We start from the raw sequence: 12,346 nt of genomic DNA on the forward strand, positions 1-12,346 counted from the left end.
GGATGCGACGAACCGTTTGGAACCAATGCGATTTTTTGGCCGTTATCGCGGTCAGTCCAACGGGGAATGAACAATGGGTCCGGGTTTCTTCATGATCGCCATCCTGGGTTGCGCAGACGGCAGTGCCGCCTGCACGCCGGTGGCGACCATGCCGACCCGCTATGAAAGCCGCGCGGCTTGCGAAGCCGCCACGGTCGCCGCGCTTGACCAAGCCGGCGATTTCGATTTCCCGACCGTGACTGCCCAGTGCCGTCCGGCCCAGGCTCCTGCCGCCCAGCGCTCGACCGCCAAGCCGCTCCCCGCCGCCACCGCGCAAGGCTAAGCGCGGGAAATTTTCCCAAAGCTTCGGAATATTTCACCAGCCTCGGCGGGCATAAATCTGCGCGAACACTGAAATACAACGACTTTTTCAAATTGGCACGGTCCCTGCAATAGACATGGCAAGCCCGATGTCGGGCCCATGAAAAGGGAGAATGACAATGTTGGTTTCGCTCAATCCGCTTCGCCAGGTCGCCGTCAGCGCCTCGGCCGCGTTCATCGTTTCGCTGCTCTTCGTCAGCGCCGCCATCGGCCCGCTGCCGATCGCCTAACAATCGCATCTTCGTCTTCAATCGGGAGTCAAAGACATGAACGGACGTTTCGCGCTCAATCCGGCCAAGGCCAAGGTGATGGGCGTTTGCGCAGGCATCGCCGACTATTTCAACGTCGACGTCCTGCTGGTTCGCCTGGCGATGGTCGGCATCACGCTGATCACCGGTCCGGTTGCGATCCTGCTCTATATCCTGACCGGATGGCTCGCCACCGAGGACCGGTAAGTCCGGTCCCGGTGCGCCGCCGGCAGTCGGCCGGGCGGCGCGCCGGTTGAACTTCACGGCCGATCGGGCATTGTCCGCCAGTACGCTGGCCAAGGAGACAGGCCCTGCTTCTGCAATTGTTCGTCGCCACCATGATGGTGATCGTCACGGTCCTGATCCACGGTAGCGGTCTGTTCGGACTGTCGCGCGCCCTTAGGGTCGAAGCGAGCGAGAAGCATCGCTTCCAGATCGACCTCGTCAGCGTCCGCGGCCTGGGCTTCACGCTCTTGCTGGTGCTCAGCCTTTTCGCGCTGCACGGCATCGAAATCTGGGCCTACGGCGTTTTCTACCTCACCGTCGGCGCGCTTCCGAACATCCTCGACGCGGTCTATTTCTCAACTATTACCTACGGCACCATCGGCTATGATGACGAAGGCCTCGCGCATGGCTGGAAGATGGTCGCGGCGATCGAGGGCATCAACGGTATCATCCTGCTCGGCTGGTCCACCGCCTTTTTCGTCACCGTCGTGCAACGGATTGGCACAACGAGCCGTTGAATGCGGTCAAAGGCTGGGCGATAAGCATTGCGGTCGTCCAGGAACGAGGAGACGATGATGGAACGGCAAGGCGAAGAAGTTCATCTGGACGAGGTCGAGGCGACCGGCGGGGTCAAGCGTCAGGGCGTGCGTTACGTTCTCGGGTTTTCGCTGCTGCTCGTCGTGGTGGCCATGTCCGCCATCTGGATTTTCGGTTCGGTTTTCAAATAGCCCTGCCGGTTACCACGCTGGACAGTCGCGGCGGCGCCGACCATGAAGGACGGCAATGACGCAGCCCGCTGACCTGCCCCGGCTCAACCCGCTCGCCCGGCTGGTCTACTGGCTCATCATCCAATGGTACGATCGGACCAGCTGGACAGCCGTCGGTACGCTTCCGCCGGAACGGAAATTCGTGATCGTCGGCGCGTCGCATACCTCGAACTGGGACTTCCTGGTCTTCCTCGGGACGATCCGCGCGCTTGGCCGGCGGGTTCGATTCATCGGCAAGCACAGCCTGTTCCGCTGGCCGATGGAGGGCTTCATGCGCGGGCTTGGCGGGGTGCCTGTCAATCGCACGACCAGCAAGGACCTTGTCCGCCAAGTGGTCGACCAATTCGATCGGCACGACGACTTCGCGCTCATCGTCGCCGCCGAAGGCACGCGATCCTACACCGAAAAATGGCGCTCTGGATTTTACCAGATCGCGCTGCAGGCGGGCGTCCCGATCGTTTGCGCCGGACCCGATTACCCGACCAAGCGCGGTATCATCGGCCCGGTCATCCGGCCGACTGGCGATTATGCCCGAGATATGAAGCCCGCGTTCGACTTTTTTCGATCCCTACGGCCCAAGCACCCCGAACGGGCCGGCTTTCCGCCCGACAGCTGAACCTTGCCATTATCACGCTGCGCCTTAGGGTCTGGCACGACAGGAGAAATATGATGCGCGTTCATCGCACTGCCTTCGCTTTAACCGTCGCGATCGGCCTGGCCGGTGCCGCCATGTTCGCTGCGAGTGCCGACGCCGCGTTGCCGGTCGGGGCAAAGGCACCCGATTTCCGGACCGTGGGCGCGCTTGGCGGCAAGCCGTTCCGGCTGCACCTGGCCGACCAGCTGAAGCACGGGCCGGTGGTGCTCTATTTCTATCCCAAGGCGTTCACCAAGGGATGCACCCTGGAAGCCAAGGCCTTTGCAGATGCCATGCCCGAATTCCGCAAGGCGGGCGCCCGGGTCGTCGGCATGAGCGCCGACGACCTTGAAACGCTGAAGAAATTCTCGGTCGAACATTGTCGCAGCGTTTTCCCGGTCGCCACCGCTTCGGCTGCCACGATCAAGGATTACGACGTGGCGATGCCGATGGTGAATAACGTCACGGCGATGACCAATCGTACCAGCTATGTAATCTCGAAGAGCGGCCGGATCGTCATGGTTCATTCCGATCTCGACTGGAAAGATCATGTCGCCAAGACCCTGGCCGCGGTGCGCGCGCTCAAGGCGCAATAACCCATTTTAAGATTGTGTCGTTTGCGCAACGGCTTACCGCACAAATTCTGGTAAATGACGTTAACCGCTTCCATTAACGAAACTGGAGGCACAGCCTCGCGTTCAAACTGGCTTGGAGAGGCCACTTATGAAGTTTGCAACGCGCATGGTGGGGGTGCTGCTGGGTGTGGCGACCGCATCGATCGCCTCCGCAGAGTCCGCGTCTGTCCCAAACAACGACCCGCTTCGTCCGTTGCCGACGTCCATCCGGACTACGGCCTACGCGGCAGCGGCCCCCAATATTTTCGGTACCGCCGCACTGAATGCGGGCGTGACCATTTACGACGCCCGTTTTCGACGCGTCGCGGCCGCGGACAGGACCGACGGCCGCGTTCTCGCTCTCGCTGAAAGCCTGAAAGGCCTAAGCGCTGTCGATCAGCTTCGCACCGTCAAGGCCGAAGTCGAACGTCGTGTACGCTTCGCCACCGATCTCGACGCCATGGGCGTATTCGACCTGTGGGCCAATGCCGGCGAGACGCTGGCGCGCGGCGTCGGCGATGACGAAGATATCGCCATCGCCGAAATGCAGGTCCTGAAGGCGGCGGGCTATGACCCGGCCGATCTTTACCTCAGTATCGGTCGCCACAAGGTGCGCGGCGCCCACGTGGTGCTGGTCGCGCGGACCCCGGAGGGCTTTTACATGCTCGACCAGTCTGAGCCGACCATCGTGGCCGCATCGTCGGGCCGCGGACGGTTCGTCCCGCAACTGACCGTGGGCCAAGGCCGCAGCTGGATCCACGGCTACCGCCGCGCTTCGCTGGCCGCGCGTTAAGTTTCGGTACACCGGCTGGCAGCGTTAACGGCTGCGACCGCACGGAATTGGTCCCACTCGGAAGGCCGGTAACCGGTCCCTGCAAACGGTTCGACTCACCGGAAACGACGGATAGGTTTGCATCCGGCCTGCGTTTCTAAGCCCATGATGTACAAGCAAAAAACGACCCGCTTTGGCGCGACCGCGATAGCCGCGGTGCTTGCCCTTCAATCCACCACTGCCCTGGCGCAGGTAGCCGACCCGGCCGCGACGGTTCCTACCGTCGAACCGTCGAACGACCCGGTTGCGACCAGCCCCTCGGCCGTCGAACCTGAAACGACCGTTTCCGACACGCCAGTCCAGCCTGCGACTGAAACGGCAACTCCTGCCGTCGTCACGCCGAAGGTTGCGAGCAAGCGCCAGGTTGCAGCCAAGAACGCGCCCGCGCCGCGCGCTCGACCGGTGGCGGCCAACACACCCGCCAAGCCCGTTGAAGCACCGGTCGCGGTGGCCGTCCCAACCCCGCCGACGGCGGCGCCTGCGGAACAGCAGCAGGCTGCTCCCGTGGTGGTCCCGACGGCCGATCAGGCCGCGAATTCTGACCTTCCTCTGATTGCGGGTGGGGCCGGCGCGGCAGCACTTGCGTTGCTGGGGACGGGCCTGCTCGTCACCCGCCGCCGTCGTCGAGACAACGTTTTGGCTGAAGAAGCGATGGCGGTCGCCCAAGCGCCAGAGCCGGTGGTTGACCGTGAGCCGGTACCGGAGCGCTCGGCTTTTGCCTGGGGCAAGCCTGCCGCTGCGAGCGCAGTCGCGACCTCTGCGCAGCCCTTGCCGCGTGGATTCGATACGTCGCGTTTCGGTCGCCACGTTCAGGCGGCCTATCGCGGTCCGACCCCTGACAACCCGTCGCTGTCGCTGAAGAAGCGCATCAAGCGCGCGTCCTTTTTCGATCTGCGGGAGAGGCAGGCCGCGGCCGCCCGGGGCAGTGGGCCGATCGGCATAAACCCCGCGCTTGTGCCCGCCTAAAACCTCCACCCCATGCCTTGGCGGTGTATGACCAAGGTGGCGCCGTCGTCCGCACAAGCGGGCGGCGGCGTCGTTCATTGACCACGCCGCGCGCATCGCGCAGCATTGCGAGATGGACCCGCGCTTCGGCAGCTTTAGGGAATTCTGGCCGCATTACCTGCGCGAACATTCGCGTCCGGCAACCCGCGCGCTCCATTACGTCGGCACGACATTGGTCGCGTTGCTGGCGGTGATGCTGGTGTGGAGCGGGAACTGGCGCTGGCTGGCCGCGATGCCGGTCGCCGGATATGCCTTTGCATGGGCCGCACATTTCGCGATCGAACGGAACCGGCCGGCGACCTTCACTTATCCGCTGTGGTCGCTGCTGGCGGATTTCCGTATGTGGGCACTGGCGCTGACGGGCCGGCTCGGCCCGGAACTCGACCGGGCAGGCGTCGCGGTCACGGCGACAAGGAAGGATCGATGATGGTTCGCAATATGCTTCTGCCGTTGGCCGGGTGCCTGTCGATCATGGGTTGTTCGTCATCGGAGCCTGCACCGCAAGTGCAAGCGAACAACGCCACCGAGGTGGAGGCCGCCAATGTCGTCGACAACGAGGTCAACCAGCTCGCGCCGCCCGCGAGCGACGAAGGCATCGATGCTAAGGTCGCGGGCACCGACTTCAATGCCGTTGCCGACATTCCGTGCGGCATCGACGGCAAGCTCGACGACAATTGCAGTGCGGGGGTGAAGCGCGACCGTGCCGCGGGCGGGACAAGCTTCGTCGAAGTCACCAAGCCCGACAAGAGCAAGCGCGTGCTGTTCTTCCAGGGGACCGCGGCAAGTGGCGCCGACAGCAGCCAGGCCGACGGCTCGGCGAGCTACCGCTTCCTGTGGCATCGCGAAGGCGACTGGACCGTGATCAAATATGGTCCTGAGCGCTATCGCGTTCCGGACGCATTGGTCGTGGGCAGCTAAGCCCGGCGCAGGCGGCGGAACAGCCGGGCGATCAGGCCGGGCTTGGGTTCCGCAGTTGCTTCGGACGGCTCGGCGATCTCCGTAACTGCTTGGGCAGGCGGCGCAGCGACGACCGGCTCGCCTTCGTCCACCACCACGCGCTTTCTTAACGAACTGCCGCTGTCGCTGCTGCCCGGCGAATAAAGGTCGGCGAGCGGGTCGTGCTTGGGCTCCCATTTCTTCATGGTCAGCGTCGCGACCGGCGCGATGTCGGCTGCGGGCTGCGCATTGAGGGGAGCCTCGCCTTCACGCATCAGGCTGGCGAAATCGGTGTGGAGGCCGAAGGTGCCGGCGACCAGGCGGGCGCCTTCGGGGAGGCCATGTGCGTCGGCTGCGCGCTCGAGCGCCTGAAGGAAGCGCAGCGCGCGTACCCATGTGCCAAGCACATATTCGCAATAGCCGCCCGGCGCCCGGCCCTCGACCCCGTCGCGCCCGTCACGCAGGTAGTAGCGGTGCTTGGACTGGATGAGGGCCGTGTTGAGCGCGGCGAGGCCGGTGAGGACGGAATAGAATTCGACGTCTTCTTCTTCGCCGGCGAAGGCGGGATTGTCCGACAGGCATTCGGCCAGCAAGGCGTCGCGGCTGGCGCTGCTGAAGGCGAAGCTGTCATCCGAATAAAGCGCGATGACCAGCGTCGGCTCATGCTCGTCGGTGCCGTCGAAGACCAGGTCGGGCTCGTTTGTGAGGCCGACCGTGATCGCTGTGATCGCCGGGCCCTCATGCTCGGCGAGGATTGGCATGAGGTCTTCCCATCCTTCGAGCGCCACGTCATCGGCCGACGCGATCTTGGCGAGCTTGGCGATACGGCCTTCGAACGGTGCCAGCGCCTCCGCAATCATACGATCGGCGGCGTCGAGGCGGGCGGCGACGATGTGACCGCGCAATCGATCGACCCATTGCCGCTCACCTTCTTCGGTGAGGAAGGTCAGCTGGAGCGGGTGCGGCGTTGCCGGCTCGCAATAGCTGCGCACGCCTTCGGTGCGCGAATCCGGAATATGCACGAAGGCCGGATGGTTCATGCCTGGTCCTCTCCTTCGACCGGGGGTCCAGGCCGGTCGTTTGTCCGGGACTTAAAGGAAAGGGGTTAAGGCTTGATGGACGATGCCTGTTAGACGCTCGCCGCCTCCCGCGCGGGCAGGGCGCACATCTGGTCGTAGCCGAGGACGTGGGCGGCGCGGCCGAAGCCGATCCATCCTGCCGCGCAGTAGGTGAGGTCGACGATTTCGGCATCGCTGAGCTGCGACTTCAGTTCCGCCCACAGCGCGTCGTCGCGGGCGAGGCCTTGCGGATCGAGGCTCATCGCCTGGACGTAGCGAACCGCGATCCGCTCCCGATCGTCGAGGCCGGACAGGTCGCCTTCGAGCACCGCGCGGTAAAAGCCCTCGTCGGGCACCGTTCCCTTGATGCCTTCGTCCTTGCCGATCCCGAGCAAGACGCTGTGGTCGGCGGTACGGAAGGCGCGGCAGACGGTGCAGCCGTTGATCGCGGCGATGGCGATGCGCGCGGCCTCGAACAGGCGCATCGGCAGGATCGAATGACGGTAGGTGGCGACCGAAAAGGCGCCGGCCGCGCCGATCAGTTCCGGGGCGTAGGCGTCGGCCAGGTTGGGCATGGCGGTGCCCGGCGGCACATCAAGGGCGACTCGCATCGGCGCTTCTCCTCAAGGGACGGAGGTAGCGTAGGCCAGCAGGTCCCGGCGCGCCAGAGCGCCTAGGCCAGCCGCCTGCGATTGGCGCGGACCCGCTTGCCGTAGACGCTGACTGCCTTGCGGGCAGCGGCTTCCGGGGTTTTGACGCGGCCGGAAGCGATCGCGCCGGCGAGTTCATAGCCTGCCTCGACCTTCTCCCCAACCATCCGCTGCGCTTCCCGCGTCGCGGCGGGGCCGCCGTGCATCAGGCGCAAAGTGCGCAAGCCGATGACCATGGCGGCGTCGGCCATCATGAAGCCGGTCTGCATCCACAGGCGGGTCCAGCGAGCGGTGTCGGCGGTGCTTAGGGTAGGGGTGCGGGTCATGGCGTGGTCCTTCAACAAGGCGACGCGAACGTCCGCGCAGGGGATCAACGTGCTGCACCGCAACAAAGGTCCACTCGTCGCCCGGAACTTCTCATTGTGAAGTGGTTCGGCGGAAAGCGAATTGGGGTCGCCGATGCCCAAGGCTGACGCGCCTTCCTTGTTCGGCTGCTTCAGCCGCGCTGGTAGGCGGCGAGGATCGCGGTGACGAGGCCGGGGAAGCGCGCCTCCACTTCGGCGCAGCGGGAAGAGTTGCGCATGTCCACGCCGACCCGTTCGGACCGGATCAGCCCCGCGTCGCGAAGGATCTTGAAATGCTGCGACAGCGACGATTTGGGGATCACCCGCTCGCCCGTATCGGCCAGCGCCGAACAGCGCTGGACGCAGTCCACGCCCGCAATCCCGGCGAACAGGCGCGCCCTTTCGGGATCCGCCAGCGCGTGCAGAATCGCCTCGGGCCGGAAGTCGTCGGGGGAAGGGTGAACGAGGGGTCGCATGACATTTTTTCAGATAGTCGCCCTTGAAGGGCGGTTCAATAGTTCCATATTTCCGAACTATCGGACCAAGCATGCCATGGTGGCGTCGCGGCCCGCCACGAAAAAGGAATGAAGTCATGGCCAAGCTCAACGGAAAAGTCGCGCTGGTAACCGGTGCGTCGAAGGGTATCGGCGCTGGAATCGCCAAAGCGCTGGGCGCCGAAGGGGCATCGGTGGTCGTCAATTACGCGTCGAGCAAAGACGGCGCCGAAGTGGTCGTCGACGCCATCAATGCGGCAGGCGGCAAGGCTATCGCGGTCCAAGGTAATGTCGCCGACGAAGCGGAGGCTAAAGGCCTGGTCGACGCCGCGATTGCCGAATTCGGCCGGCTGGACGTGCTGGTCAACAACAGCGGCGTCTACGCCTTCGGCGCGATCGAGGACGTCAGCGTCGACGAATACCGCCGCCAGTTCGACACCAACGTGCTCGGGCCGCTGCTGGTCACCAAGGCCGCCAGCCCGCACCTGAAGGAGGGCGCCAGCGTGATCAACATTTCGTCGGTCGTGACCAGCGCACTGATGCCGGAATCGGCGATCTACACCGGCACCAAGGGCGCGCTTGACGCGATTACGGGCGTGCTGGCCAACGAGCTGGGTGCGCGCAAAATTCGCGTCAACGCGATCCTGCCCGGCATGGTCGAAACTGAAGGCACCAAGGACGCCGGCATCACCGCGTCCGACATGGCGACCGGCATCGTCGCCCAGACCCCGCTCGGCCGCCTGGGCCAGCCCGACGACATCGCCAAGGTCGCGGTGTTCCTGGCCAGCGACGACGCCCAGTGGCTGACGGGCGAAAAGCTTTTCGCCAGCGGCGGCCTGCGCTAGCAGGCACGTCCGACGCGCGCGCATCCTGCCAACCACCCCTCGGGGTGCGCGCTCGTCACTGCTGGTCGAGGATCAAGCCCGAAACGCGACTCCAGAAGACCGGCCGAACCTGCCGATCCTAGTCCCTATCATGGGTCGCGGATAGCAAGCCTAGCCCTTACCGGTTCGCCCCCGCGACTTTTCACAGTTTTCACGGTCGTGAGCGAGGCCGGGCGGGGTCGTGCCGACGGCCTGCCTATTCTCCAAACTTCAATCCTGTTCGCGGCCTCCCGACCCGAAGTATAGCTCCCGCCCGCCTTCGTTATAGGCGCGGCTCATCTCGGTAATTCCGATTATCCGCCGCAGCGTTGCCACGCGCCAGTCCTGCCATCCATGGGCCAGTCGTCGCGGCGCCACCGGAACTGGTTTGGCCCTTCGAACATCGCCCACCACGTCACTGGCTTGCCGCTTTCCGTGAGGCGATCTTCATTTTCGATCTTCATGAAAATCCGGTCGGCCTTGGTCTTGATCACGTCGTAGGTGGCACGAAAATCCTTCACGCCGCGCTCGGTGAGTTCGACGCGGCGACGGTCGGCGCTGACGCGAAACTGCTGCGCAATGTCGCAGCTTTGGACCACCTCGCCGGTATCGGTGTTCATGATTTGCCAATAGCGCAGAGGGCCCGGCGGCGCATCCGGAGAGACCCAACGCGACCAACGCCGTGATCGAAGTCCGGATCATTGTACCTCCTCTTCGCCGAGATAGAGGCGGTCGCCTTTGGCTTTGTATAGCTCGCTCATTTCCTGCATCCCCGCCTCGGCAACCTCCGGCGCTAGCTTCTCCGCCTCAGTCTGAGCATTTTGCTTCGCCGCGAAGTCTCTGACCTCTTGGGTGATCTTCATCGAGCAGAACTTCGGCCCGCACATCGAGCAGAAGTGAGCCGTCTTCGCGCCTTCCGCCGGAAGCGTCTGGTCGTGATATTGCTCGGCGGTGTCGGGATCGAGCGACAGGTTGAACTGGTCGCGCCAGCGGAACTCGAAGCGGGCGCGGCTGAGCGCGTCGTCGCGCAGCTTCGCCGCCGGGTGGCCCTTGGCGAGGTCGGCGGCGTGGGCGGCGAGCTTGTAGGTCACCACGCCGACCTTGACGTCGTCGCGGTCGGGGAGGCCGAGATGCTCCTTGGGCGTGACGTAGCAAAGCATCGCGGTGCCGTACCAACCGATCATCGCGGCACCGATGCCGCTGGTGATATGGTCGTAGCCGGGCGCGATGTCGGTGGTGAGCGGCCCGAGCGTGTAGAAGGGCGCTTCGCCGCACGCCTCGAGCTGCTTGTCCATATTCTCCTTGATCTTGTGCATCGGCACATGGCCGGGGCCTTCGATCATCACCTGTACGTCCTGGTCCCAGGCGCGCTTGGTGAGCTCGCCCAGCGTGTAGAGCTCGGCGAACTGGGCTTCGTCATTAGCGTCGGCGATGGAGCCGGGGCGCAGACCATCGCCGAGCGAATAGGCGATGTCATAGGCCTTCATGATCTCGGTGATCTCGTCGAAGCGTTCGTAGAGGAACGATTCCTTGTGATGGGCGAGGCACCATTTGGCCATGATCGAGCCGCCGCGGCTGACGATGCCGGTGACGCGGCTGGCGGTCAGCGGGACGTAGGGGAGGCGCACGCCGGCGTGAATGGTGAAATAGTCGACGCCCTGCTCGGCCTGTTCGATCAGCGTGTCGCGGAAGATTTCCCAGGTGAGGTCCTCGGCGATGCCGCCGACCTTCTCCAGCGCCTGGTAGATGGGGACGGTGCCGATCGGCACGGGCGAGTTGCGCAGGATCCATTCGCGGGTGTCGTGGATGTTGCGGCCAGTCGACAGGTCCATGACCGTGTCGGCGCCCCAGCGGATCGACCAGACCATCTTGTCGACTTCGGCCGCGACGTCGCTGGCGACCGCGCTGTTGCCGATGTTGGCGTTGATCTTGACCAGGAAGTTGCGGCCGATCGCCATCGGTTCGGATTCGGGGTGGTTGATGTTGTTGGGGATGATGGCGCGGCCGCGGGCGACCTCGTCACGGACGAATTCGGGGGTGATTTCGTCGGGGATGGAGGCACCCCAGCTATGGCCGTCGGGGGCGGTGCGGCCGACCTTGGCGATATGCTGGGCGTTGGCGCGGGCGAGGTTTTCGCGGATCGCGACATATTCCATTTCGGGGGTGACGATGCCCTTGCGGGCGTAGTGCATCTGGCTGACATTCATGCCCGGCTTGGCGCGCAGGACGCGGCGGCGGACGTTGGGGAAGGGCTGGACGCCGCCCGAACGGTCGGGGCCGAGCTGGCCGTTGTCCTCGGGTCGAACTTCGCGCTGGGCGACCTCCTCAACATCGCCGCGGCCGCGGATCCAGTCGCGGCGCAGCTCGGGCAGGCCGGCCATGATGTCGATGCGCAGCGCAGGGTCGGTGTAGGGGCCGCTGGTGTCGTAGACGTGCAAGGGAGGCTCGCCGCACGAGGGCTCAAGGTCGATGGCGCGCATCGCGACCTTCACGCCGTCACGGCCTTCGACGAGGACTTTGCGGCTGCCGCGGATCGGGCCGGTGGTGACTTTAAGTTCGGTACGGGCGGGGACGTCAGCCATCTTTTACTCCATGTCGTGGAGGGATGGCGGAACGACCGTCATCCGCTCCCTACGCCCGCATCAACGGGATCAGGTTCGACGGGTCGCAGTCTCGAACTGCCTCTCAGCCGCTTCGATTGCCCGCCGTCGAAGAATCTCGGGCGGGGCGGCTCCCCGGGGATGAACGCTCTTTAAGGCCGCTTGGCGCGGCGCGCAACGTCGGCGGTCAGCGGCCGATCGACGGCGACTGCTGGGCCTTGGGGCGCGAGGCGGCCTGCTGTTCGGCGACGCTGAGCGTCCCGTCCTTGTTGGCGTCGAGCCGGTCGAAATTGGACAGGGTCGGGGCGCGGAATTCGTCCTTCGAAATGGCGCCGTCCTTGTTCTTGTCGAATTCGTCGAGGAACGGCTTCGAATTGGCTTCGGGCATCGCCGGCAGCTTGGCCTGGGCGTTGAATTCGGCCTTGCTGATCGATCCGTTGCCGTCGGTATCGACCCGGGCGAAGGCGGCGTCGCGCTGCGCCGCCATTTCGTCGAGCTGCGCCTTTGCGGTGCGGATCAGGCGGGCCTTGATCTCCGCATCGTCGGCCTTGCCGTCGTGGTTGGCGTCGAGATCGGCGTAGTCGGCGTCGAGCTCCGCGGTCAATTCGGCCTTGGCGACGGGCTTGGGCTGGTCGGCTTCGGGCGCGGCCTGCGCCAGCGCGGCGGTGGAAGCGAAAAGCAGGGTCAGGGCAGTGATCGGTCGAAGCATGAAAGAT

The 12,346-nt window shown here is 64.8% G+C and carries 18 protein-coding genes and 1 riboswitch; of the genes, 11 read left to right on the forward strand and 7 right to left on the reverse strand.

Features of this window, described 5'->3' with window-relative positions:
- Window positions 1–73: 73 nt before the first annotated feature.
- The 10 genes from G570_RS02450 to G570_RS02490 all read left to right on the forward strand — a co-directional run bounded on the left by G570_RS02450 (window position 74) and on the right by G570_RS02490 (window position 5,603).
- Entirely contained in the window at window positions 74–322 is a 249-nt protein-coding gene (locus G570_RS02450; RefSeq protein WP_037498794.1) for a hypothetical protein, read from the forward strand.
- Window positions 323–626: 304 nt separating this feature from the next.
- Window positions 627–815, forward strand: a complete 189-nt coding sequence (locus G570_RS02455) for a PspC domain-containing protein (protein ID WP_037498797.1) — start codon at window positions 627–629, stop codon at window positions 813–815.
- Window positions 816–931: 116 nt separating this feature from the next.
- A complete protein-coding gene (locus tag G570_RS02460) occupies window positions 932–1,351 on the forward strand; it encodes an ion channel (protein ID WP_245600246.1) in 420 nt (139 codons plus the stop codon).
- 54 nt (window positions 1,352–1,405) lie between these two features.
- Window positions 1,406–1,561, forward strand: a complete 156-nt coding sequence (locus G570_RS13555) for a hypothetical protein (protein WP_156930289.1) — start codon at window positions 1,406–1,408, stop codon at window positions 1,559–1,561.
- Between the two features lie 55 nt (window positions 1,562–1,616).
- Window positions 1,617–2,216, forward strand: a complete 600-nt coding sequence (locus G570_RS02465) for a lysophospholipid acyltransferase family protein (RefSeq protein ID WP_037498800.1) — start codon at window positions 1,617–1,619, stop codon at window positions 2,214–2,216.
- Window positions 2,217–2,266: 50 nt separating this feature from the next.
- Complete coding sequence (locus G570_RS02470) at window positions 2,267–2,830, forward strand: peroxiredoxin (protein WP_037498804.1); 564 nt, start codon at window positions 2,267–2,269, stop codon at window positions 2,828–2,830.
- Window positions 2,831–2,957: 127 nt separating this feature from the next.
- On the forward strand, window positions 2,958–3,641 hold the full coding sequence (locus G570_RS02475; protein WP_037498807.1) for a transglutaminase-like cysteine peptidase: 684 nt from the start codon (window positions 2,958–2,960) through the stop codon (window positions 3,639–3,641).
- Window positions 3,642–3,785: 144 nt separating this feature from the next.
- Window positions 3,786–4,646 (forward strand): hypothetical protein, encoded by an 861-nt coding sequence (locus tag G570_RS02480; protein ID WP_051503955.1) that lies wholly within the window; start codon window positions 3,786–3,788, stop codon window positions 4,644–4,646.
- A gap of 112 nt (window positions 4,647–4,758) precedes the next feature.
- On the forward strand, window positions 4,759–5,112 hold the full coding sequence (locus G570_RS02485) for an Mpo1-like protein (RefSeq protein ID WP_037498810.1): 354 nt from the start codon (window positions 4,759–4,761) through the stop codon (window positions 5,110–5,112).
- Complete coding sequence (locus G570_RS02490; protein WP_156930290.1) at window positions 5,109–5,603, forward strand: hypothetical protein; 495 nt, start codon at window positions 5,109–5,111, stop codon at window positions 5,601–5,603. Before G570_RS02485 ends, G570_RS02490 begins: the two co-directional genes overlap by 4 nt.
- Here G570_RS02490 and G570_RS02495 read toward each other — a convergent pair.
- The 4 genes from G570_RS02495 to G570_RS02510 form a co-directional block, all read right to left on the reverse strand.
- Window positions 5,600–6,661, reverse strand: a complete 1,062-nt coding sequence (locus tag G570_RS02495) for a hypothetical protein (RefSeq protein ID WP_037498813.1) — start codon at window positions 6,659–6,661, stop codon at window positions 5,600–5,602. The two genes, G570_RS02490 and G570_RS02495, sit on opposite strands and share 4 nt — an antisense overlap.
- Window positions 6,662–6,750: 89 nt before the next feature.
- The gene (locus tag G570_RS02500; protein ID WP_037498816.1) at window positions 6,751–7,290 is read right to left on the reverse strand and encodes a carboxymuconolactone decarboxylase family protein; all 540 of its coding nucleotides are present in this window, start codon (window positions 7,288–7,290) and stop codon (window positions 6,751–6,753) included.
- Between the two features lie 62 nt (window positions 7,291–7,352).
- The gene (locus G570_RS02505) at window positions 7,353–7,655 is read right to left on the reverse strand and encodes a hypothetical protein (RefSeq protein ID WP_037503485.1); all 303 of its coding nucleotides are present in this window, start codon (window positions 7,653–7,655) and stop codon (window positions 7,353–7,355) included.
- Window positions 7,656–7,825: 170 nt separating this feature from the next.
- Complete coding sequence (locus tag G570_RS02510) at window positions 7,826–8,149, reverse strand: ArsR/SmtB family transcription factor (RefSeq protein ID WP_037498819.1); 324 nt, start codon at window positions 8,147–8,149, stop codon at window positions 7,826–7,828.
- 116 nt (window positions 8,150–8,265) lie between these two features.
- Between G570_RS02510 and G570_RS02515 the strand changes: the two genes are divergently transcribed.
- Window positions 8,266–9,012, forward strand: coding sequence for a glucose 1-dehydrogenase (locus G570_RS02515; protein WP_037498822.1), 747 nt, complete (start codon window positions 8,266–8,268; stop codon window positions 9,010–9,012).
- 332 nt (window positions 9,013–9,344) lie between these two features.
- Here G570_RS02515 and G570_RS02520 read toward each other — a convergent pair whose 3' ends face one another.
- From G570_RS02520 to G570_RS13010, 3 genes are all read right to left on the reverse strand, one after another.
- On the reverse strand, window positions 9,345–9,650 hold the full coding sequence (locus tag G570_RS02520; protein WP_037498824.1) for a hypothetical protein: 306 nt from the start codon (window positions 9,648–9,650) through the stop codon (window positions 9,345–9,347).
- Between the two features lie 78 nt (window positions 9,651–9,728).
- Window positions 9,729–11,612 carry a phosphomethylpyrimidine synthase ThiC gene (thiC, locus tag G570_RS02525; RefSeq protein ID WP_037498827.1) on the reverse strand — a complete coding sequence of 628 codons (1,884 nt, stop codon included), beginning with the start codon at window positions 11,610–11,612 and terminating at the stop codon, window positions 9,729–9,731.
- A 28-nt stretch (window positions 11,613–11,640) separates the two neighbouring features.
- A riboswitch (TPP riboswitch) is annotated at window positions 11,641–11,778 on the reverse strand.
- Window positions 11,779–11,817: 39 nt separating this feature from the next.
- The gene (locus tag G570_RS13010; protein ID WP_051503957.1) at window positions 11,818–12,339 is read right to left on the reverse strand and encodes an EF-hand domain-containing protein; all 522 of its coding nucleotides are present in this window, start codon (window positions 12,337–12,339) and stop codon (window positions 11,818–11,820) included.
- Window positions 12,340–12,346: the final 7 nt, after the last annotated feature.

It is taken from the genome of Sphingomonas jaspsi DSM 18422 (assembly GCF_000585415.1).
In the GTDB taxonomy this organism is placed as follows: Bacteria; Pseudomonadota; Alphaproteobacteria; order Sphingomonadales; family Sphingomonadaceae; genus Sphingomicrobium; species Sphingomicrobium jaspsi.

Excerpts from the sequence above, each read along its gene's own strand:
- G570_RS02450 (WP_037498794.1), top strand. The coding sequence starts at position 74 with ATGGGTCCGGGTTTCTTCATGATCGCCATCCTGGGTTGCGCAGACGGC.
- G570_RS02455 (WP_037498797.1), top strand. The coding sequence starts at position 627 with ATGAACGGACGTTTCGCGCTCAATCCGGCCAAGGCCAAGGTGATGGGC.
- G570_RS13555 (WP_156930289.1), top strand. The coding sequence starts at position 1,406 with ATGATGGAACGGCAAGGCGAAGAAGTTCATCTGGACGAGGTCGAGGCG.
- G570_RS02465 (WP_037498800.1), top strand. The coding sequence starts at position 1,617 with ATGACGCAGCCCGCTGACCTGCCCCGGCTCAACCCGCTCGCCCGGCTG.
- G570_RS02470 (WP_037498804.1), top strand. The coding sequence starts at position 2,267 with ATGATGCGCGTTCATCGCACTGCCTTCGCTTTAACCGTCGCGATCGGC.
- G570_RS02475 (WP_037498807.1), top strand. The coding sequence starts at position 2,958 with ATGAAGTTTGCAACGCGCATGGTGGGGGTGCTGCTGGGTGTGGCGACC.
- G570_RS02480 (WP_051503955.1), top strand. The coding sequence starts at position 3,786 with ATGATGTACAAGCAAAAAACGACCCGCTTTGGCGCGACCGCGATAGCC.
- G570_RS02485 (WP_037498810.1), top strand. The coding sequence starts at position 4,759 with ATGGACCCGCGCTTCGGCAGCTTTAGGGAATTCTGGCCGCATTACCTG.
- G570_RS02490 (WP_156930290.1), top strand. The coding sequence starts at position 5,109 with ATGATGGTTCGCAATATGCTTCTGCCGTTGGCCGGGTGCCTGTCGATC.
- G570_RS02495 (WP_037498813.1), bottom strand. The coding sequence starts at position 6,661 with ATGAACCATCCGGCCTTCGTGCATATTCCGGATTCGCGCACCGAAGGC.
- G570_RS02500 (WP_037498816.1), bottom strand. The coding sequence starts at position 7,290 with ATGCGAGTCGCCCTTGATGTGCCGCCGGGCACCGCCATGCCCAACCTG.
- G570_RS02505 (WP_037503485.1), bottom strand. The coding sequence starts at position 7,655 with ATGACCCGCACCCCTACCCTAAGCACCGCCGACACCGCTCGCTGGACC.
- G570_RS02510 (WP_037498819.1), bottom strand. The coding sequence starts at position 8,149 with ATGCGACCCCTCGTTCACCCTTCCCCCGACGACTTCCGGCCCGAGGCG.
- G570_RS02515 (WP_037498822.1), top strand. The coding sequence starts at position 8,266 with ATGGCCAAGCTCAACGGAAAAGTCGCGCTGGTAACCGGTGCGTCGAAG.
- G570_RS02520 (WP_037498824.1), bottom strand. The coding sequence starts at position 9,650 with ATGAACACCGATACCGGCGAGGTGGTCCAAAGCTGCGACATTGCGCAG.
- thiC (WP_037498827.1), bottom strand. The coding sequence starts at position 11,612 with ATGGCTGACGTCCCCGCCCGTACCGAACTTAAAGTCACCACCGGCCCG.
- G570_RS13010 (WP_051503957.1), bottom strand. The coding sequence starts at position 12,339 with ATGCTTCGACCGATCACTGCCCTGACCCTGCTTTTCGCTTCCACCGCC.